The sequence below is a fragment of the Pseudomonas syringae genome (genome assembly GCF_001698815.1).
GTDB lineage: Bacteria > Pseudomonadota > Gammaproteobacteria > Pseudomonadales > Pseudomonadaceae > Aquipseudomonas > Aquipseudomonas syringae_A.
Genome location: NZ_LGSI01000043.1, coordinates 133,228 through 152,643, shown reverse-complemented (window position 1 = coordinate 152,643; position 19,416 = coordinate 133,228). Strand labels below are relative to the sequence as shown.

General features: G+C 59.9%; 18 protein-coding genes. 7 read left to right on the top strand and 11 right to left on the bottom strand.

The genetic code is table 11. The features are described from left to right. Positions 1-2 precede the first annotated feature (2 nt). Complete coding sequence (locus AFK24_RS13750) at positions 3-845, top strand: HlyC/CorC family transporter (protein ID WP_020289585.1); 843 nt, start codon at positions 3-5, stop codon at positions 843-845. Between the two features lie 28 nt (positions 846-873). Then, entirely contained in the window at positions 874-2,394 is a 1,521-nt protein-coding gene (lnt, locus tag AFK24_RS13745; RefSeq protein WP_065833720.1) for an apolipoprotein N-acyltransferase, read from the top strand. 119 nt (positions 2,395-2,513) lie between these two features. Here the strand turns inward: lnt and AFK24_RS13740 are convergent, their stop codons facing one another. Further along, on the bottom strand, positions 2,514-3,275 hold the full coding sequence (locus tag AFK24_RS13740; protein WP_065833719.1) for a YdcF family protein: 762 nt from the start codon (positions 3,273-3,275) through the stop codon (positions 2,514-2,516). A gap of 88 nt (positions 3,276-3,363) precedes the next feature. Continuing rightward, positions 3,364-3,735 (bottom strand): hypothetical protein, encoded by a 372-nt coding sequence (locus AFK24_RS13735; protein WP_065833718.1) that lies wholly within the window; start codon positions 3,733-3,735, stop codon positions 3,364-3,366. Between the two features lie 313 nt (positions 3,736-4,048). Between AFK24_RS13735 and leuS the strand changes: the two genes are divergently transcribed. From leuS to AFK24_RS13710, 5 genes are all read left to right on the top strand, one after another. After that, a complete protein-coding gene (gene leuS / locus AFK24_RS13730) occupies positions 4,049-6,655 on the top strand; it encodes a leucine--tRNA ligase (protein WP_065833717.1) in 2,607 nt (868 codons plus the stop codon). Between the two features lie 88 nt (positions 6,656-6,743). After that, a complete protein-coding gene (gene lptE / locus AFK24_RS13725) occupies positions 6,744-7,349 on the top strand; it encodes an LPS assembly lipoprotein LptE (RefSeq protein ID WP_065833716.1) in 606 nt (201 codons plus the stop codon). A 44-nt stretch (positions 7,350-7,393) separates the two neighbouring features. Next, a complete protein-coding gene (holA, locus tag AFK24_RS13720; RefSeq protein ID WP_065833715.1) occupies positions 7,394-8,431 on the top strand; it encodes a DNA polymerase III subunit delta in 1,038 nt (345 codons plus the stop codon). Between the two features lie 228 nt (positions 8,432-8,659). Further along, positions 8,660-8,815 carry an alternative ribosome rescue factor ArfA gene (arfA, locus tag AFK24_RS13715; protein WP_020289592.1) on the top strand — a complete coding sequence of 52 codons (156 nt, stop codon included), beginning with the start codon at positions 8,660-8,662 and terminating at the stop codon, positions 8,813-8,815. A gap of 84 nt (positions 8,816-8,899) precedes the next feature. After that, the gene (locus AFK24_RS13710; protein WP_065833714.1) at positions 8,900-10,228 is read left to right on the top strand and encodes a lytic murein transglycosylase; all 1,329 of its coding nucleotides are present in this window, start codon (positions 8,900-8,902) and stop codon (positions 10,226-10,228) included. A 193-nt stretch (positions 10,229-10,421) separates the two neighbouring features. Here AFK24_RS13710 and lipA read toward each other — a convergent pair whose 3' ends face one another. The 9 genes from lipA to rlmH form a co-directional block, all read right to left on the bottom strand. Further along, positions 10,422-11,453 (bottom strand): lipoyl synthase, encoded by a 1,032-nt coding sequence (gene lipA, locus AFK24_RS13705; protein WP_065833713.1) that lies wholly within the window; start codon positions 11,451-11,453, stop codon positions 10,422-10,424. 1 nt (position 11,454) lies between these two features. Continuing rightward, positions 11,455-12,102, bottom strand: a complete 648-nt coding sequence (gene lipB, locus AFK24_RS13700; RefSeq protein WP_065833712.1) for a lipoyl(octanoyl) transferase LipB — start codon at positions 12,100-12,102, stop codon at positions 11,455-11,457. Beyond that, positions 12,102-12,377, bottom strand: coding sequence for a DUF493 domain-containing protein (locus AFK24_RS13695; protein ID WP_065833711.1), 276 nt, complete (start codon positions 12,375-12,377; stop codon positions 12,102-12,104). Before AFK24_RS13695 ends, lipB begins: the two co-directional genes overlap by 1 nt. Positions 12,378-12,457: 80 nt before the next feature. Then, on the bottom strand, positions 12,458-13,618 hold the full coding sequence (locus AFK24_RS13690) for a D-alanyl-D-alanine carboxypeptidase family protein (protein ID WP_065833710.1): 1,161 nt from the start codon (positions 13,616-13,618) through the stop codon (positions 12,458-12,460). 236 nt (positions 13,619-13,854) lie between these two features. After that, entirely contained in the window at positions 13,855-14,874 is a 1,020-nt protein-coding gene (locus AFK24_RS13685) for a septal ring lytic transglycosylase RlpA family protein (RefSeq protein WP_065833709.1), read from the bottom strand. Beyond that, on the bottom strand, positions 14,874-15,881 hold the full coding sequence (gene mltB / locus AFK24_RS13680) for a lytic murein transglycosylase B (RefSeq protein ID WP_065833708.1): 1,008 nt from the start codon (positions 15,879-15,881) through the stop codon (positions 14,874-14,876). Before mltB ends, AFK24_RS13685 begins: the two co-directional genes overlap by 1 nt. A gap of 17 nt (positions 15,882-15,898) precedes the next feature. After that, complete coding sequence (gene rodA / locus AFK24_RS13675) at positions 15,899-17,002, bottom strand: rod shape-determining protein RodA (RefSeq protein WP_065833751.1); 1,104 nt, start codon at positions 17,000-17,002, stop codon at positions 15,899-15,901. Positions 17,003-17,033: 31 nt separating this feature from the next. After that, positions 17,034-18,935: a penicillin-binding protein 2 gene (gene mrdA / locus AFK24_RS13670; protein ID WP_065833707.1), complete on the bottom strand. Its 1,902-nt coding sequence runs from the start codon at positions 18,933-18,935 to the stop codon at positions 17,034-17,036. A gap of 12 nt (positions 18,936-18,947) precedes the next feature. Continuing rightward, positions 18,948-19,415 (bottom strand): 23S rRNA (pseudouridine(1915)-N(3))-methyltransferase RlmH, encoded by a 468-nt coding sequence (gene rlmH / locus AFK24_RS13665; protein ID WP_065833706.1) that lies wholly within the window; start codon positions 19,413-19,415, stop codon positions 18,948-18,950. Position 19,416 lies beyond the last annotated feature (1 nt).

The following is a 19,416-nucleotide window of genomic DNA, read 5'->3' as shown; positions in this document are numbered from 1 at the left end:
CTATGAGCGAAGACCGATCGAGCAACGGGCAAAAGTCATGGCTGGGTAAACTGACCCAGGCTTTTGCCCACGAGCCGAAAAACCGCCAGGAGCTGCTTGAGCTGCTGCGCGAAGCCCATCAAAACAAGCTGCTGGACAGCGAAGCGCTGGCCATCGTCGAAGGCGCCATTCAGGTGGCTGACCTGCAAGTACGCGACATCATGGTGCCGCGCTCGCAGATGATCAGCATCAAGGCGACCCAGACTCCACGCGAATTCCTGCCTGCTGTCATCGATGCCGCGCACTCGCGCTACCCGGTGATCGGCGAAAGCCACGACGACGTGCTCGGCGTGCTGCTGGCCAAGGATTTGCTGCCCCTGATCCTCAGCGAGAACGGCAGCGAAGGCGATATCAAGAAACTGCTGCGCCCCGCGACCTTCGTTCCAGAGTCCAAGCGGCTGAACGTGCTGCTGCGTGAATTTCGCGCCAATCACAATCACATGGCCATCGTCATCGACGAATACGGCGGTGTGGCGGGTCTGGTGACCATCGAAGACGTTCTGGAGCAGATCGTCGGCGATATCGAGGACGAGCATGACGTCGAGGAAGACAGCTACATCAAACCGCTGCCCAGCGGCGACTTCCTGGTCAAGGCGCTGACGCCTATCGAGAGCTTCAACGAGTTTTTCGACAGCGAGTTTTCCGATGACGAATTCGACACCGTCGGCGGTCTGGTAATGAGTGCGTTCGGGCATTTGCCCAAGCGTAACGAAATCACCGTAATCGGCGAGTATCGTTTCCGGATTCTGAACGCTGACAGCCGTCGAATTCACTTGCTGCGCCTGAGTCCGCTCTCGCGCTCGTAAAAAGTCCTACCCGCTTTAAGGAAAGTACATGCGTTGGATCACCCGCCCCGGCTGGCCCGGTAACTTGCTGGCCGTGGTGGCCGGCGCGCTCACCACGCTGGCCCTGGCGCCTTTCGACATCTGGCCGCTGGCGCTGGTGGCATTGGCGATGTTCTATCTGGGCTTGCGTGACCTGAGCCCTCGTCAGGCGCTGGGGCGAGGCTGGTGTTTCGGCTTTGGCCTGTTCGGCGCGGGCACCAGCTGGATCTACGTCAGCATTCACAATTTCGGCGGCGCCTCGATACTGCTGGCCGGTTTCCTGATGCTGCTGTTTATCGCCTGCATCGCCTGGTTCTTCGCCCTGCCCGCCTGGCTCTGGGCGCGCTGGATTCGCCGCAACGAAGCCCCCCTCGCGGACGCCCTCGCCTTCGCCGCCTTGTGGCTGGCGCAGGAAGCCTTTCGCGGCTGGTTCCTGACCGGCTTCCCGTGGCTGTATTCCGGTTATAGCCAACTCGACGGCCCGCTGGCAGGCCTCGCGCCGGTCGGCGGCATGTGGCTGGTGTCCTTCACCCTCGCCTTGACGGCAGCTCTGCTGTGCAACCTGTCCCGGTTGCGGGCGCGCAAGTCGTTTCTGGCCGCTGGCGTGGTGTTGCTGCTTGGCCCGTGGATCGTCGGCCTGGCGCTGAAGAATTACGCCTGGACCGAGCCGTCTGGCGCGCCGCTGAAGGTCGCCGCCCTGCAAGGCAATATCGAACAAAGCATGAAGTGGGACCCTGAGCAGCTGAACGCGCAACTGGCGCTGTATCGCGACATGACATTCCGCTCGCAGCAGGCTGATCTGATCATCTGGCCGGAAACCGCTGTGCCGGTGCTCAAGGAATCGGCGGAAGGTTATCTGACCATGATGGGCAAATTCGCCGCCGACCGGGGCGCAGCCCTGATTACCGGCGTGCCGATTCGGCAGATTGGTGGGCATGGCGAAAAACGCTTCTACAACGGCATCACAGTGGTTGGCGAAGGCGACGGCACTTACTTGAAGCAGAAACTCGTGCCGTTCGGCGAGTACGTTCCGCTGCAGGACATTTTGCGCGGTTTGATCGCCTTCTTTGACCTGCCGATGTCGGACTTCGCGCGCGGCCCGAGTGATCAGCCGATGCTGCAAGCCAAGGGCTATCAGATCGCACCCTTCATCTGTTACGAAGTGGTCTATCCCGAGTTCGCGGCCGGTCTTTCAGCGCAGAGCGATTTGCTGCTGACCGTGAGCAATGACACCTGGTTCGGCACGTCCATTGGGCCACTGCAACATCTGCAAATGGCTCAGATGCGCGCGCTGGAAGCCGGTCGCTGGATGATCCGCGCGACCAATAACGGCGTTACCGGGCTGATCAATCCATTTGGCAAGATCACCGTGAAGATTCCGCAATTCGAACGTGGCGTGCTGTACGGCGAGGTAGTGCCCATGCACAACCTCACGCCTTACCTGCGCTGGCGTTCCTGGCCGTTGACGATCCTGTGCATCGCGCTGATCGGCTGGGCGCTGGTGGCCAGCCGGATATCGAAGACGGTTTGAGGCATGCAAAGCTGCTGTAGGACCGGCTTCAGCCGGGAGTCCAATGGTGCAGACGATACAGATTTTTGTATGCACCGGCCTCCTCCCGGCTAAAGCCGGTCCTACAAAAAGTCGCGTTCTCAGCGATACAACACCCGATACGCCCACAACCCCACCGCTTCATTCAGCAACTGCCCGCTCTGCCACACCGCGCGGCTTTCCGGCAGCCAGCCGCCGAACGGCACGGCGTTGTCGCGGCCGAGGAAACCTACCGGCGCGCTGATCACGGTAAAACCGGCGTGCTCGAAACTCCAGCGTGAGCGCGGCATATGCCACGCATGCGTCACCAGAATGATGCGCTTTATGCCCAACGGCTGAAGAATCGCAGCGCTCATGGTGGCGTTTTCCCAGGTGGTGCGGCTCAAGCCTTCCTGCCAGCGCACCACGACGCCGAAGTCGCGCTCCAGAGATTGCGCCATGATCGCCGCTTCGCTCGGCGGCTCGCCATAGTGCAGCCCGCCGCTGGTCAAGACTGGCAAACCCGACGCTTTCGCCAGTTGCGCCGCGTAACGCATGCGCTCCAGAGCCACGCCGGTGGGGATATCCTCGCCCCAGGTCGGATCCTTGCGTTCGCGGCCGGAGCCCAGAATCACGATGGCATCTGCCTGTTGCGCCAGATTCGCCCATTGCTCACGGGGCAATGGCACGTCCTGCTCGATCCCGTGCGCGGCCCACTCGACAACAATCGGCAAACTCATCAGCCACAGGCCACCGACGCCGATAGCAAAACAGGCAGCGGCCAGACGCGGCCGGGAGCGACGCAACCACCAGGCGAGCACCAGCAACAGCAAAAGAACGCCGGGCGGCAGCAACAGGGTTTTAAGCAAATAGCGAATAGGCATCGAGCATCTCCAGAGATGCCCGAAGCCTAAGAGGATTGACGTTAAGCGACAATGCTTAAAGCAGCAGGCGCGCAGCCTGCATCAGGTTCTAGCGTTTAAAAAAATTGCTTGAACTGTAACGACTCAACTTTGCCGATGCCTTGGCGCGTTTCTGATCTTTCAGCCAGATGACCTTGGCTGAAGGTTGCGGCGTCAATACCGGCCCAGCGGTTTCCCGTGAAGCCATGAAGCTGCCCTTCAACTCGCCGGTCAACAACGTAACCGGCGCTGGTTTGCCTTTTCCAAGATACGCTTCAATAAGCTCGAATTCAGCATGACTAAGGCCGCGCAATTCCAGCTCCTGAGGGAGTTCGTTTCGCAGACGGACCGAAGTTTTCGCTATCTCCAAGGCAAGCCCCAGTCGATTAATCAAACGTTCATACAGCTCAGGGTTTGTTTCTATGTGCTGCAACTCTGTCATCCGCTCACCTCATCGAAGATAAAACATACCCTCGACATTCAGCTTAGCGCCGCTGTCAAAACCGGCCGGTTGCAGCGACCAACGGCGGCGGCGAGGCGCTGATCGGGGCTTCTCGACGCATCAGCCAAGCAAACAGCGTTTCCCTCGATAGTCGGCGCTCATGTATGCTACGGCGCTTCCTGTAATTCCACTTCCGCTCTCTTGAGCTGGAACGCACCGCGCAGGCAGTCCCTTTTGTCCGGCAGCGGTGCCGACCTGACTCGACGAAACAGCGAAGAGGTCAAGGGTCACCAATTCTTAGTAAAAAGTAGCCATGCACGAACTCTATCAGCCCCGCGAAATCGAAGCCGCCGCCCAAACCTTTTGGGACGAGCAAAAGTCTTTTGAAGTCAGTGAGCAGCCAGGCAAGGAAACGTTCTATTGCCTGTCGATGTTTCCTTACCCTAGCGGCAAGCTGCATATGGGTCACGTGCGCAACTACACCATCGGTGACGTGATCGCCCGCTACCAGCGCATGCAAGGCAAAAACGTCATGCAGCCCATGGGCTGGGACGCATTCGGTATGCCGGCAGAAAACGCCGCGATGAAAAACAACGTCGCGCCGGCCAAGTGGACCTACGAAAACATCGCCTACATGAAGACCCAGCTGCGCAGTCTGGGCCTGGGCGTCGACTGGTCCCGCGAGATCACCACCTGCAAGCCGGACTACTACCGCTGGGAACAATGGCTGTTCACGCGCCTGTTCGAAAAAGGCGTGATCTACCGCAAGAACGGCACCGTGAACTGGGACCCGGTCGACCAGACCGTCCTGGCCAACGAACAAGTCATCGACGGTCGCGGCTGGCGTTCAGGCGCGATCATCGAGAAACGCGAAATCCCGATGTATTACTTCAAGATCACCGCTTACGCGGAGGAGCTGCTGACGGGTCTCGACGAGTTGCCGGGCTGGCCTGAGCAGGTCAAGACCATGCAGCGCAACTGGATCGGCAAATCCCGAGGCATGGAAGTGCAGTTCCCGTACGACCAGGCCTCTATTGGCGAAGCCGGCGTACTGAAAGTCTTTACTACCCGCCCAGACACCCTGATGGGCGCGACCTACGTCGCCGTGGCTGCCGAGCATCCGCTGGCGACCTTGGCTTCCCAGGGCAATCCCGAGCTGCAAGCCTTCATTCACGAATGCAAGAGCGGCAGCGTCGCGGAAGCCGACGTCGCGACCCAGGAGAAAAAGGGCCTGCCGACTTCGCTGTTCGTCGAGCACCCACTGACCGGTGAGAAACTCCCGGTATGGGTCGCCAACTATGTCCTGATGCATTACGGCGACGGTGCGGTCATGGCGGTTCCTGCCCATGACGAGCGTGATTTCGAATTCGCCACCAAATACCACCTGGCGATCAAGCCAGTGGTGCGCACCAGTGCCGGCGATGAAACGCCAGCACCTTGGCAGGCTGCCTACAACGAGCATGGCCAGCTGATCAATTCCGGCGAGTTCGATGGCCTGGACTTCGCTGGCGCGTTCGACGCGATTGAAGTCGCACTGATCAAGAAAAACCTTGGCGAGTCCCGCACCCAGTTCCGCCTGCGCGACTGGGGCATCAGCCGTCAACGCTACTGGGGTTGCCCGATCCCGATCGTGCATTGCGACACCTGCGGCGACGTTCCGGTCCCTGAAGACCAACTGCCCGTCGTGCTGCCGGAAGACGTCGTACCCGACGGCGCCGGTTCGCCGTTGGCGCGCATGCCTGAATTCTACGAGTGCAGCTGCCCGAAATGCGGCGCACCGGCCAAACGCGAAACCGACACCATGGACACCTTCGTGGAGTCTTCGTGGTACTTCGCGCGTTACGCCTCGCCTCATTATGAGGGCGGCATGGTCGACCCGGCCGCAGCCAACCACTGGCTGCCGGTAGATCAGTACATCGGTGGCATCGAACACGCGATCCTGCACTTGCTGTATGCGCGCTTCTTCCACAAGTTGATGCGCGACGAAGGCCTGCTCAGCTCCAACGAGCCGTTCAAGAACCTGCTGACCCAGGGCATGGTCATCGCCGAAACCTATTACCGTCTTGAAGCCAATGGCAGCAAGACCTGGTTCAACCCGGCTGACGTCGAGCTGGAACGCGACAGCAAGGCCAAGATCATTGGCGCCAAGCTGATCAGCGACGGCCTGCCGGTCGAGATCGGCGGCACCGAGAAGATGGCCAAGTCGAAGAACAACGGCGTCGACCCGCAGTCGATGATCGATCAGTACGGCGCAGACACCTGCCGCCTGTTCATGATGTTCGCTTCGCCACCTGACATGAGCCTGGAATGGTCCGATTCCGGCGTCGAAGGTTCGCACCGCTTCCTGCGTCGCGTCTGGCGTCTGGCGCACGCCCATGTTGCGCAAGGCCTGCCGGGCGCACTGGACATCGCCACGCTGAATGACGAGCAGAAAGTCATCCGCCGCGCCATTCACCAGGCGATCAAACAAGCGAGCCAGGATGTCGGCCAGCATCACAAATTCAACACCGCCATCGCGCAAGTGATGACCCTGATGAACGTTCTGGAAAAAGCCCCGCAGGCTTCGCCACAGGACCGCGCCTTGCTTCAGGAAGGCCTGCAAACCGTTGCCCTGTTGCTGGCACCGATTACCCCGCACATCAGCCATAAGCTGTGGACCGAACTGGGTCACAACACGCCGATCATCGATGCGGGCTGGCCGATTCTGGACAAGACCGCACTGGTGCAGGACAGCCTGCAACTGGTGATTCAGGTCAACGGCAAGCTGCGCGGCCACATTGAAATGCCTGCCAGCGCGACTCGCGAAGAAGTCGAAGCGGCGGCCCGGATCAACGAAAACGTCTTGCGCTTCACCGATGGCCTGACCATCCGCAAAGTGATCGTGGTGCCCGGTAAACTGGTCAATATCGTCGCAAGCTGATGGGATCAAGCGCCCGATATCGATCGGGCGCTGAACATATTTCCAGGGACGCACTGTCGGCCCATACGGTTTCAAGGGGAGCATCAAGATGATCAAACGCAATTTGCTGGTTATGGGCCTCGCTGTGTTGCTGAGCGCCTGTGGCTTCCAGCTGCGTGGCACCGGCAGTAACGAGATCGCGATCAAGGAACTGGATCTCAGCGCGCGTAACGCTTACGGCGAAACCGTGAGCCAGCTGCGCCGCGTTCTGGAAGGCGGTGGCGTCAAGGTCTACACCGGCGCGCCATACAAACTGGTCCTGACCGACGAGCAGGAATCCCAGCGTACCGCGAGCTATTCGGGTTCCGCACGTTCGGCTGAATACTCGCTGACCACCGTGCTCAACTATGAAATCCACGGTGAGAAAGACCGCCTGCTGACCGGTGGCAAAGTCCAGACCGACAAGACTTACGTGCATGACGGCAACAACCTGATCGGCTCCGACCAGGAAGCTGCGCAGATCCGTAAGGAAATGCGTAACGAACAAGTGCAGAAGATGGTCGCTGCGCTGAGCCGTCTGTCCCCAGCGCGCCTGGACGAACTGCAGCAGAAAGCGGATGCCGTTGCCAAGGCTGAAGCCGACGCACTGGAAGCCGCACAGAAAGTCCGCGACGAAACACCGCAACAGTCGCCTATCGAAATCCCGTCGCGCTAAATGTTTGGGGCCAGCAGCTTGCTGGCCCCAACATCTTCTGACTTATGAAACTCACTCCAGCTCAGCTAACCAAACATCTGCAAGGCACACTCGCGCCGGTCTATATCGTCAGCGGCGACGATCCCTTGCTGTGTCAGGAAGCCGCCGATGCGATTCGTGCTGCGGCGCGTCAGCAAGGCTTCGATGAACGTCAGGTGTTCAGCGCCGATGCCAGTTTCGACTGGGGCACGCTGTTGCAGGCGGGTGCCAGCATGTCGCTGTTCGCCGAGCGTCGCCTGCTGGAACTGCGCCTGCCTTCCGGCAAGCCCGGCGACAAGGGCGCTGCGGCGCTGATGGAATATTGCGCACGCCCCGCCGAAGACACCTTGCTGCTGATCAGCCTGCCGAAGCTCGACGGCAGCGCGCAAAAGACCAAATGGGGTAAAGCCCTGGTCGACGGCGCGCAAACTCAATTCGTGCAGATCTGGCCGGTGGATATTGGCCAGTTGCCGCAATGGATTCGCCAGCGCCTGTCTCAGGCTGGGCTTGCCGCGACTCAGGACGCAGTGGAGCTGATCGCCGCGAGGGTTGAAGGCAATTTACTAGCTGCGGCTCAGGAAATCGAAAAGCTCAAGCTGATGGCCGAAGAAGGTCAGATCACCGTCGAAACCGTGCAGGCTGCGGTGGCTGACAGTGCCCGCTTCGATGTCTTCGGCCTGACCGACGCGGTGCTCAACGGCGAAGCCGCTCACGCCTTGCGCATGCTCGAAGGCCTGCGTGGCGAAGGCGTGGAACCACCGGTGATTCTCTGGGCCTTGTCCCGGGAACTGCGCGTGCTGGCAAACCTGGCGTTGCAATTCAGCCAGGGTGTGCCGCTGGACAAAGCCTTCAGCTCGGCCCGCCCGCCGATCTGGGACAAGCGCAAACCGCTGATGAGCAAAGCCCTGCAACGCCACTCGGCCAAGCGCTGGAGTGAGTTGCTGATGGATGCGCAACGCATCGACGCGCAAATCAAAGGCCAGGCGGCCGGCTCACCCTGGAGCAGTCTGACCCGGCTGGCGCTGCTGATGGCCGGGCAAAGGTTGGCGTTGCCTGCGGAGTAGTTGAAAGCCTCGCTCCAAAACAATGAGTGAAGCCCTGTAGGAGCCGAGCTTGCTCGCGATAGCGATGTATGTGATTCGAAACAATCGGCTGATGTACCGACCTCTTCGCGGGCAAGCCTCGCTCCAACGAATAATCGCCCGCCCTTCCATAGCACACATCTATTAGACACACGCCCTTCTCTGCCGGATGATTGCCCGCGTTCAATCCCACCCAAGCGAGCATCCGCCATGAAAAAACCAAAGCGGGCCAACAAGGCCAAATCCATCGTCGCCCAGCCACTGTTCCGCAGCCGTCAGGAACAACCCGGCAAAGGTAAGGGCAGCTACCGCCGCGAAGCCTTCCAGTCTAAAAGCTGGGAGGCTTCTTACCTTCTGGCGGCTTGAAACACTGCGACTTCCCCCCGACGCCCCTTAGATCGGGCTGGCGTGTTAAGGTCTGCACCTATCGGTAATACCTTGGACCCAAGCATGCCCTCTTGTTTTTCCCGACGTTGGCAGTTACGCCAACTGATCGCCGCCTCAAGCCTTATCCTGTTAGTTGCCTGCGCCGAGAAACCCACCGCAGCCGACGCCACGCCTCTCCCAGTTGCCAGCACGTTGCCTGTTGCACCTGTTGCGCCCGTCGCTCCGGTTATTGCCGTCGATGCGAACCTCGATATCCAGCCGACCATCAGTTTCAGTGACTGGCAGGCAGGTTTTCGAGCCCAGGCTTTGCAGGCGGGCATCAGGCCCGACATTTTCGACAACGCTTTCGCTGGCGTAACGCCAGACATGAGCGTGGTCAAGGCTGACCGCAGCCAACCCGAGTTCACCCGCCCGGTCTGGGAATACCTCGACGGCGCGATATCCGCAGCGCGGGTCCGCAAAGGTCAGGCATTGCTCAATCAATATGCCGACGTGTTGCAGAACATCGAGGCGCGTTATGGCGTAGATCGTCAGGCGCTGGTGGCGGTCTGGGGCATGGAGAGCAATTTCGGCCAGTTCCAGGGCACGCAATCGGTGATTCGCTCATTGGCAACCCTGGCGTATGAAGGCCGTCGTCGCGGCTTCGCCCAGGATCAATTGCTCGCGGCACTGCAGATTATTCAGCACGGCGACATCACCCCAGACCGGATGCTCGGCTCGTGGGGCGGCGCCATGGGGCAGACCCAATTCATTCCGACCACCTACAACACCCACGCGGTGGACTTCGATGGCGACGGTCGCCGCGATATTTGGAACACCCCGGCTGACGCCCTGGCCTCGACTGCGCATTACCTGCAAAGCTCCGGCTGGCAGCGCGGCCAGTCGTGGGGTTACGAAGTTGGCCTGGCGAAAGGTTTTGATTACGCGCTGGCCGATGCCTCGACGCGTAAAAGCCTCGCCCAATGGCAGCAACTGGGCGTGAGCCTGGCCAATGGTTCGCCTCTGCCGGCTGGCACCGATCAGCAACAGGCTGCGCTGCTGCTTCCCGCTGGTTATCGCGGCCCGGCGTTTCTGGTGATCGACAACTTCCGGGCGATCCTCAAGTACAACAATTCGTCGTCTTATGCGCTGGCTATCGGCCTGCTTTCCGAGCGTTTCAGAGGCGGTGGCTACGTTATAGGTGAATGGCCGCGCGATGACACGCCTCTGAGCCGATCTGAGCGCATCGAACTGCAAAGCCTGCTCTCGGCCAAGCAATACGACGCAGGCACGCCGGACGGGATTATCGGCGCCAACACGCGCAAAGCGATTCGCAGTGCTCAACAATCCTACGGCTGGCCTGCTGATGGCTACCCGACACATGAATTGCTGGAGACGTTGCGCAAGCCTTGAAGCAAGGCCACCCCTGTGGGAGGGAATTTATTCCCGAAAGGGCCGGTACATCCGATGCATATCTTGCATCGAGATACCGCCCTCCCGGATGAATCCGGTCCTACGGGAGTTGGGCATCAAGCAAAAAAAACGGGCCGGATAGTGATATCCGACCCGTTTTTGTTTTCAGCTCAGGCAATCATGCCGCCCGGCGTTACAGCATCGCTTTTACAGCGGTCTTGGCCTGTTCGTCGGCGTGGTACGAAGAACGTACCAACGGGCCGGACGCAACGTTCTTGAAGCCCATCTTGTAGCCTTCCTCGGCGAACCAGGCGAAGACGTCCGGATGCACGAAGCGTTCGACCGGCAAGTGGCTGCGCGATGGTTGCAGGTATTGACCCAAAGTCAGCATGTCGATGTCGTGTTCGCGCATACGCTTCATGACTTCGATGACTTCTTCGTCGGTCTCGCCCAGGCCCAGCATCAAGCCGGACTTGGTCGGTACGTGCGGCACCATTTGCTTGAAGCGTTGCAGCAGGGTCAACGACCACTGGTAATCGGAGCCAGGACGCGCGGCCTTGTACAGGCGCGGCACGGTTTCCAGGTTGTGGTTGAACACATCCGGCGGCTCGGCAGCGGTGATTTCCAGAGCGATGTCCATGCGCCCGCGATAGTCCGGAACCAGTGTTTCCAGCTGCACGTTTGGCGACAGCTTGCGGATTTCACGGATGCAGTCGGCAAAATGCTGGGCACCGCCGTCGCGTAGGTCGTCGCGATCCACGGAAGTGATCACCACGTACTTGAGGCGCAGGTCAGCGATGGCAACGGCGAGGTTAACTGGCTCGTTGACGTCCAGCGCCTTCGGACGGCCGTGGCCGACGTCGCAGAACGGACAACGACGGGTGCAGATGTCGCCCATGATCATGAAGGTCGCAGTACCGCCGGAGAAGCACTCACCCAGGTTCGGGCAGGACGCTTCTTCGCAGACGCTGTGCAGCTTGTGTTTGCGCAGCAGTTGCTTGACGCGATCAACCTCGGGGGAAACCGGGATGCGAACACGAATCCAGTCAGGTTTCTTCGGCAGGTCGACCGTTGGAATGATCTTTACCGGAATGCGTGCAACCTTTTCCGCGCCGCGCAGTTTCACGCCGGCTTCGACTTTCGGGCGGGCAACACGCTCGGAAACATCAAGCGTCGGGATCAGGTTTTGCACGGGGCTCTCAGCAATGTCGGTCGCAGTAGTCATATCAATCGATTCCGCCCGTGAGGGTCGTCTGCTCAGCATAGTCGAGGTGTTTGACGAGCTGCGCGCGCAGCCGGGCACTAACCTCGGCAAATTCAATCGGGCCTGCATGATCACGTAGCTGGGTCATCGCCAGCCCCGCATATCCGCAGGGATTTATCCGTCGAAACGGTTCAAGGTCCATGTCGACGTTCAACGCCAGACCATGAAATGAACAACCGTTGCGAATTCGCAGCCCCAGGGACGCGATTTTCGCTCCATCGACGTAAACACCCGGTGCGTCGGGTTTCGCGGCTGCCGTTACACCGTAACTGGCCAGCACTGCGATGAGGCTGCGTTCGATCCGGGAAACCAGATCACGCACGCCGAAGCCAAGGCGCCTGACGTCCAGCATCAGGTAAGCAACCAGTTGGCCGGGGCCATGATAGGTTACTTGGCCGCCACGATCGACCTGTATGACCGGAATATTGCCAGGTAGCAACAGATGCTCGGCTTTGCCGGCCTGCCCCTGGGTGAAGATTGGCGGGTGCTGGACCAGCCAGACTTCGTCGGTCACATCGCGCCCGCGCTCGCCGGTGAAACGCTGCATGGCGTGCCAGGTGGGCTCGTAATCGACCTGGCCCAGCTCACGAAAGCCCAGCGTGCCAGTCATCACAACACCATGTGCACGAATCCGGTAGCCCGCAACTCGCTGTTGATGTCGTACAACTGGTCTTGACCCGTGGCAATGATATGCAATTGGATAGTGGTGTACTTCCCGTTGCTGCTTTGGCGCTCGTCCACCCGCTCATCGTTGATCGTCGCGTGCTTTTTGACGATGTCGATGATCTTTTGCTTGATGTCCACGATGGTGTCGCCGATCACCTTAATAGGGTAATCATTGGCGGGGAATTCGATCTTTGGCGCCTTTACTTCAGTGTCTTTCATGGCGTAACGGCCTCGTAAGCCGTGGCAACGGACATGGCCCCGTTCCGGATTGGAGCGGGGCCATGCAGGTCCACACTAATTCAGTTGAACAAACCGTAGAAGAACAAGCGGATGCTATCCCACACGCGGCGGAAAATGCCACCTTCCTCGACCGGTTCCAGCGCGATCAGGTTGGCAGTGTGAACCACCTTGTCTTCCATTTTCACTTCAACTTTACCGATTACGTCGCCCTTGGCGATTGGCGCAACCAGTTGCGGGTTCATGGTCATGCTGGCGGTGAGCTTTTTCATCTCGCCTTTAGGCATGGTCATGCTCAGGTCTTCAGCCAGGCCAGCCTTGACCTGATGTTCTGCGCCTTTCCAGACCGGAGCCTGGGCCAGCTCGGTGCCCTTCTGATAGAAGTTCTGGGTTTCGAAGAAACGGAAACCGTAGGTCAGCAGCTTCTGGGTTTCAGCCGCACGGGCCTGTTCGCTGTTGGTGCCGAACACCACCGCGATCAAACGCATGCCGTCACGTACTGCCGAAGACACCATGCAGTAACCTGCTTCATCGGTGTGACCGGTTTTCAGGCCATCGACGGTCTTGTCGCGCCACAGCAGCAGGTTGCGGTTAGGCTGCTTGATGCCGTTCCAGAAGAACTCTTTCTGCGAGTAGATCGCGTAGTGAGCTGGATCTTCGTGGATGATCGCCCGAGCCAGAGTCGCCATGTCGTGCGCCGAAGAATAGTGCTCCGGGTTCGGCAGGCCAGTCGGGTTCATGAAGTGACTGTTGGTCATGCCCAGATCGGCGGCCGTCTTGTTCATCATGTCAGCGAATGCGTCTTCGCTACCGGCGATGTGCTCGGAAAGCGCAACACTGGCGTCGTTACCCGACTGAATGATGATGCCGTGCAGCAGATCGCTGACCGTAACCTGGGTACCGACCTTGATGAACATCCGCGAACCGCCGGTACGCCAGGCATTCTCGCTGACGGTAACCGGATCGTTCTCGCCGATCTGACCGCGACGGATTTCCAGGGTGGCGATATACGCCGTCATCAGTTTGGTCAGGCTCGCCGGCGCCAGACGCTGGTCGCCGTTGTTCTCGACCAGAACGTTGCCGCTGGTGGCGTCCATCAGCACATAGGCCTTGGCAGCCAGTTGCGGCGCGGCGGGTGTCATCTGTTCAACTGCCCAGGCGGCAGGAGTGATGATCAGCGGTACAAGCAGGCACAAGCGTTTTGCAAAGGTGGTGATGTTCATCCGTCTCTCGAAATTGCTAATGGGCAAACATGCCCTCACGGGCAAAGCTGATCAGGCGGTGAAAGCGAAAACACTTTTCACGACCTGCTACGCCAGGCTCTGATCCTGGCAAACAAGGTCGTCTGTTCGACAGACAAACTTGCATACAGTTGCCGGAAACGCATGCTCTGCCGGCAAATGCGCATCTCCGGAAACCGCCAATCGGTCAGCCTCGGATCACTCCGAAACCGCACCGACTATTGATCTGATGTCACGACGCTAGGTTGACCAAGGTTGGCTGACCTGACGCTGTTCTGTAATTGCTGGGCTTCACCCTGCGTGTCGATCGGCCCCATCCGCACGCGATACAGCGTTTGCTGATTGCGTGCGATCGAACTGACGAAAACCGGTGCCCGGACCATCCCGCTGAGCTTCGACCTCAGGAGTTCCGCAGCGTCCGGATTGGCGAACGCTCCCACCTGGAGAAATAGCCCAGACGCTTGTCCGGAAGCGTTTTTTTTTGGGTCGACCTGCAACGGCACCGCCGGTGCCGCGTGCTGCTGCGGCGGCGGTGTGTATTGTTCGATGGTGCCAGCGGAAACCGTCAACGCAGGCGGCGTGGCCTGGGCGATAACCTGTGGCTGATTCGGCAACAGCGGTGCAGGGCGGCCGTTCTGCGCCAGCCACTCTTGAGGATCGATACCTTCGACCTTGACCCGCGCCGTGCCGGTTTCGGCATAACCGAGCTTCTTGGCTGCGGCATAGGACAAGTCGATGATGCGGTCGGAATAGAACGGCCCACGATCATTGACCCGCAGGATTACCGTGCGGTTGTTGTCCAGGTTGGTCACCCGCACATAGCTCGGCAGCGGCAGGGTCTTGTGCGCGGCGCTCATCCCGTACAGGTCATACACTTCGCCGTTGGCGGTGTTCTGGCCGTGGAATTTGGTGCCGTACCAGGACGCCGTGCCCGAGGCAACGTAACGTCGGGAATCATTGAGCGGGAAATAGGTTTTGCCCAGCACGGTGTACGGGTTGGCTTTATAAGGGCCGTTGTGCAGGGTTGGCGTGGCGTCGGGAATGCGCGACACGTCGACATCCCACCACGGCGCGCCGTCTTTGTGCGCCCGGTTGATATCCAGGCCGGGCATGGCACGCACTGCTGCGCCGCCTTTTTGGGGCGAACGGCTGTTCGTTGAAGAACAACTCACCACCAGCAACGCGAGCGCAGCGTAGGACAGCAACTTCAGCGGTGTGCGAATCGGCATTGCCGGCATTACTTGACGCCCCGAGCTTGAACCAATAATTCAGACAGCTGATGTACGGTCATGGCGTACATCACGCTGCGGTTATAACGCGTGATTGCATAAAAATTCTTCAGACCCATCCAGTATTCCGGCCCTTTTTCTCCCTCAAGGCGAAAGGCGGTTACCGGCAGGTCATCGCGCAGCGCATCATGACTCGCCCAACCCAACGCTCGCAACTCCCCAACGGTCTTTACCGGATCAATGCCCGGACTCAAGCCTTCGTCAACCCGGTCGCCGCGCACACTTGCAAGGCTGACCACCGGTTCGCCAGCGACCCAGCCATGGCGCTTGAAGTAGCTGGCGACGCTGCCGATGGCGTCGTCCGGATCGGTCCAGATATTGATGTGGCCGTCGCCGTCGAAATCCACGGCGTACGCGCGGAAACTGCTCGGCATGAACTGCGGCAAACCCATGGCACCCGCATAGGAGCCTTTGAGGGTCAGCGGATCGACCTGTTGTTCGCGGGCCAGCAGCAGGAACTCACGCAGTTCCTTGCGGAAGAAATCAGCACGCGGCGGATAGTCAAAGCCTAGCGTAGACAGGGCGTCGATGACCCGATAATTGCCGGTATTGCGCCCGAAGAACGTCTCGACGCCAATAATCGACACGATGACCTGGGCCGGGACGCCATATTCCTGTTCGGCACGGGCCAGCGCGGCCTCGTGCTGACGCCAGAAGTCCACACCTCGCGCGATGCGCGCGTCAGTGATGAACATCGGACGATAGTCCTTCCATTGCTTGACGCGCTCGGCTGGCCGGGAAATAGCGTCGAGGATCGCCTGCTTGCGCTCCACTTCACGGAACACGTCAATCAACTGCTCGCCGGCGAAGCCGTAATCGCGAGTCATCTGTGCGACGAACTCGGCAACCTGCGGCGAGCCTTCGTAATCCCCTGCCAATGCCTCTTGAACAGATCCAAGGATACCAACCAGGCCGACCAACGGAGCATATCGAGCCCAGTTACGCACTACTTGCATGGAATTCTTCACCTTAATCAAACCTGTGCGATCCACTTACGATGTGTGTGAATCGACATCAAAACCCCAAACGCTGACAGTAGGGTTACCAGCGAAGTTCCGCCGTAACTAATGAAGGGCAGCGGCACCCCCACAACTGGCAACAGGCCACTGACCATACCGATGTTGACGAAAACGTAAACAAAAAATGTCATCGTCAGGCTACCCGCGAGCAATTTGCCGAACAAAGTCTGGGCCTGAGCGGTGATAACCAGGCCACGCCCGATCAACAGCAGATAAATCAGCAGCAGCGCGCAAATCCCCACCAGACCGAACTCTTCGCCCAACACCGCGATGATGAAGTCGGTGTGGCTTTCCGGCAGGAAGTCCAGGTGCGACTGGGTGCCCAGCAGCCAACCCTTGCCAAAAACGCCGCCCGAACCGATGGCCGCCTTGGACTGAATGATGTTCCATCCGGTGCCCAGCGGATCGCTCTCCGGATCGAGGAACGTCAGGATTCGCTGCTTCTGGTAGTCGTGCATGATGAAGAACCACATCGCCACCGCGACCGGCACGGCAGCAGCAACCACGCTGATGATCCAGCGCCAGCGCAGCCCGGCCATGAACAACACGAAAGTCCCCGAGGCCAGAATCAGCAGCGAGGTGCCTAGGTCCGGTTGGCGCACGATGAGAACGAATGGAATGCCGATCAGCGCCAGGCTGAGCGCCACATGTTTGAGATGGGGCGGCAGCGTGCGTTTCGACAAATACCAGGCGATGGTCGCCGGCATGATGATCTTGAGAAATTCCGAAGGCTGGAAGCGGATCACGCCGGGGATGTTGATCCAGCGGGTCGCGCCCATGGCGTTGTGGCCCATCACATCCACCACCACCAGCAGCAGAACGCCCAGCACATAGAGCACCGGCACCCAGCGCGCCATGAAGCGCGGCTCCAACTGAGCGATGATGACCATCGACACCAACCCGATGCCGAACGAACTGGCCTGCTTGATCAGCAGATCCCAGTTCTTGCCGCTGGCTGAATACAGGACGAACAGACTGCCGGCCGCCAACGTCAGCAACAGAATCAGCAAAGGCCCGTCGATATGAATGCGCTGCAGGAAGGTGGCGCGGCGGCGCATCACATCTTCGCTGGACAGAATGCGGTCGAAATTACTCTTCACGGGCACTGGCCGCAGTCTCCACAGGTGTTAGGCCGGCGTACTCGGGCTTGAGCGTGCCGTCGGGATTGAGCAGCCAGGCGTCCATGACCTGACGAACCACGGGAGCAGCGACGCCGGAACCGGACTCGCCATTCTCGACCATCACGGCGACGACGATCTTCGGGTTGTCGGCTGGCGCGAAGCCTACGAACAAGGCGTGGTCACGATGGCGTTCCTGAACCTTGGAGCGGTCATATTTTTCGCCTTGCTTGATCGCCACGACCTGCGCGGTACCGCTTTTCCCGGCAATCCGGTACTGCGCGCCAATGGCTGCCTTGCGGGCCGTGCCGCGCGCACCGTGCATGACCTGCTGCATGCCATGGTTGACCTTGGCCCAATCCGACGGATCGCGCAGGACAATGTCCGGCATCGGGTTTTCATCGACGGGCGGCTGGCCTTCGATGGTCTTGGCCAGGTGCGGCCGATTCCATTTGCCCTTGTTGGCCACCAGCGCAGTGGCCTGGGCCAGTTGCAACGGCGTGGCCTGCATGTAGCCTTGACCGATCCCGAGGATCAAGGTCTCGCCAGGGAACCAGGCCTGGCGGCGGGTCGCGCGCTTCCAGTCCCGGGACGGCATCAGGCCAGGGGATTCTTCGAACATGTCCAGCGACACTTTCTGGCCGATGCCGAACTTGTTCATGTAGCTGGCCAGCCGGTCGATGCCGATCTTGTGCGCCAGATCGTAAAAATAGGTGTCATTGGAACGCATGATCGCGGTGTCCAGATCGACCCAGCCATCGCCGGTGCGGTTCCAGTTGCGGTATTTGTGATCGTAATTGGGCAGCTGATAAAAACCGGGGTCGAAGACGCGCGTCGAAGCTGTCACCACACCGGAGTCCAGCCCGGCAATCGCCACTGCCGGCTTGATCGTCGACCCCGGAGGATACAAACCGCGCAGAATCCGGTTGAACAGCGGGCGATCAATCGAATCGCGCAGCTCGGCGTAGGCCTTGAAGCTGATGCCGGTAACGAACAAATTCGGGTCGAAACTCGGCGCGCTGACCATCGCCAGGACTTCGCCAGTAGCAGGGTCAAGCGCAACGATTGCGCCGCGACGCCCACCCAGCGCCGCTTCTGCGGCTTGCTGCAGTTTTATGTCGAGGCTGAGCACGATGTCCTTGCCCGGCACCGGATCGGTCCGCTTGAGGACACGCAACACGCGACCACGGGCATTGGTTTCGACTTCTTCGTAGCCGACCTGACCATGCAGCTCGGGTTCGTAGAAACGTTCGATGCCGGTCTTGCCAATGTGGTGGGTACCGCTATAGGCCACGGGATCGAGGCTTTTCAGCTCTTTCTCGTTGATCCGCCCCATGTAGCCCACCGAGTGCGCAAAATGCGGACCCTCCGGATAATGCCGTACCAGCTGCGCCACCACTTCCACCCCCGGAAGGCGGAACTGATTGACGGCCACTCTGGCAATTTGCTCTTCAGTGAGCTCGAACAGAATCGGCACCGGCTCAAACGGCCGTCGCCCTTGCTTCATGCGCTTTTCGAAGATGGACCGGTCGTCCGGCGTCAGCTCCAGCACTTCGATGATGGTATCGAGCACCTGAGACCAATCGCCGGAACGCTCGCGGGTCATGCTCAGGCTGAAACTGGGCCGGTTATCGGCCACCACCACGCCGTTGCGGTCAAAGATCAAACCCCGGCTGGGTGGAATCGGCTGTACATGAACCCGGTTGTTTTCCGACAGGGTCGAGTGATACTCGTACTGGATGACCTGCAGGAAATACAGCCGCGCCACCAATACGCAAATCAGCACGACGACAGCCACAGCTCCGACCACGACCCGGCCGCGCACCAGACGTGCGTCTTTCTCATGGTCTTTTAGGCGGATCGGCTGAGACATTAGGGCGCAGTGCTATTTGTGATAAGGGTGCCCGGACAGAACTGTCCAGGCGCGGTAGATCTGCTCGCCAATCAGGATGCGCACCAGCGGATGCGGCAGGGTCAGCGGTGACAATGACCAGCGCTGCTCACTGCGCGCACAGACCTCCGGCGACAGGCCTTCGGGGCCACCTACCATCAGGTTCACGGTGCGCGCGTCGAGCCGCCAGCGATCGAGTTCCACCGCCAGTTGCTCGGTGCTCCACGGTTTGCCCTGGACTTCGAGGGTCACGATCCGCTCACCCGGCTGCACTTTGGCCAGCATGGCCTCGCCTTCCTGACGGATGAAGCGAGCCACGTCGGCATTCTTGCCACGGGTATTGAGCGGAATCTCCACCAGATCGAGCGCCAGTTCGGATGGCAGACGCTTGGCATACTCGTGCCAACCCTCTTCCACCCACTTGGGCATGCGCGAACCGACCGCGATCAGACGCAGACGCACA

Excerpts from the sequence above, each read along its gene's own strand:
- AFK24_RS13750 (WP_020289585.1), top strand. The coding sequence starts at position 3 with ATGAGCGAAGACCGATCGAGCAACGGGCAAAAGTCATGGCTGGGTAAA.
- AFK24_RS13740 (WP_065833719.1), bottom strand. The coding sequence starts at position 3,275 with ATGCCTATTCGCTATTTGCTTAAAACCCTGTTGCTGCCGCCCGGCGTT.
- AFK24_RS13685 (WP_065833709.1), bottom strand. The coding sequence starts at position 14,874 with ATGCCGGCAATGCCGATTCGCACACCGCTGAAGTTGCTGTCCTACGCT.
- AFK24_RS13710 (WP_065833714.1), top strand. The coding sequence starts at position 8,900 with ATGCCCTCTTGTTTTTCCCGACGTTGGCAGTTACGCCAACTGATCGCC.
- AFK24_RS13690 (WP_065833710.1), bottom strand. The coding sequence starts at position 13,618 with ATGAACATCACCACCTTTGCAAAACGCTTGTGCCTGCTTGTACCGCTG.
- lptE (WP_065833716.1), top strand. The coding sequence starts at position 6,744 with ATGATCAAACGCAATTTGCTGGTTATGGGCCTCGCTGTGTTGCTGAGC.
- lipB (WP_065833712.1), bottom strand. The coding sequence starts at position 12,102 with ATGACTGGCACGCTGGGCTTTCGTGAGCTGGGCCAGGTCGATTACGAG.
- AFK24_RS13695 (WP_065833711.1), bottom strand. The coding sequence starts at position 12,377 with ATGAAAGACACTGAAGTAAAGGCGCCAAAGATCGAATTCCCCGCCAAT.
- lnt (WP_065833720.1), top strand. The coding sequence starts at position 874 with ATGCGTTGGATCACCCGCCCCGGCTGGCCCGGTAACTTGCTGGCCGTG.
- rodA (WP_065833751.1), bottom strand. The coding sequence starts at position 17,002 with ATGCGCCGCCGCGCCACCTTCCTGCAGCGCATTCATATCGACGGGCCT.
- mltB (WP_065833708.1), bottom strand. The coding sequence starts at position 15,881 with ATGCAAGTAGTGCGTAACTGGGCTCGATATGCTCCGTTGGTCGGCCTG.
- arfA (WP_020289592.1), top strand. The coding sequence starts at position 8,660 with ATGAAAAAACCAAAGCGGGCCAACAAGGCCAAATCCATCGTCGCCCAG.
- holA (WP_065833715.1), top strand. The coding sequence starts at position 7,394 with ATGAAACTCACTCCAGCTCAGCTAACCAAACATCTGCAAGGCACACTC.
- AFK24_RS13735 (WP_065833718.1), bottom strand. The coding sequence starts at position 3,735 with ATGACAGAGTTGCAGCACATAGAAACAAACCCTGAGCTGTATGAACGT.
- leuS (WP_065833717.1), top strand. The coding sequence starts at position 4,049 with ATGCACGAACTCTATCAGCCCCGCGAAATCGAAGCCGCCGCCCAAACC.
- mrdA (WP_065833707.1), bottom strand. The coding sequence starts at position 18,935 with ATGTCTCAGCCGATCCGCCTAAAAGACCATGAGAAAGACGCACGTCTG.
- lipA (WP_065833713.1), bottom strand. The coding sequence starts at position 11,453 with ATGACTACTGCGACCGACATTGCTGAGAGCCCCGTGCAAAACCTGATC.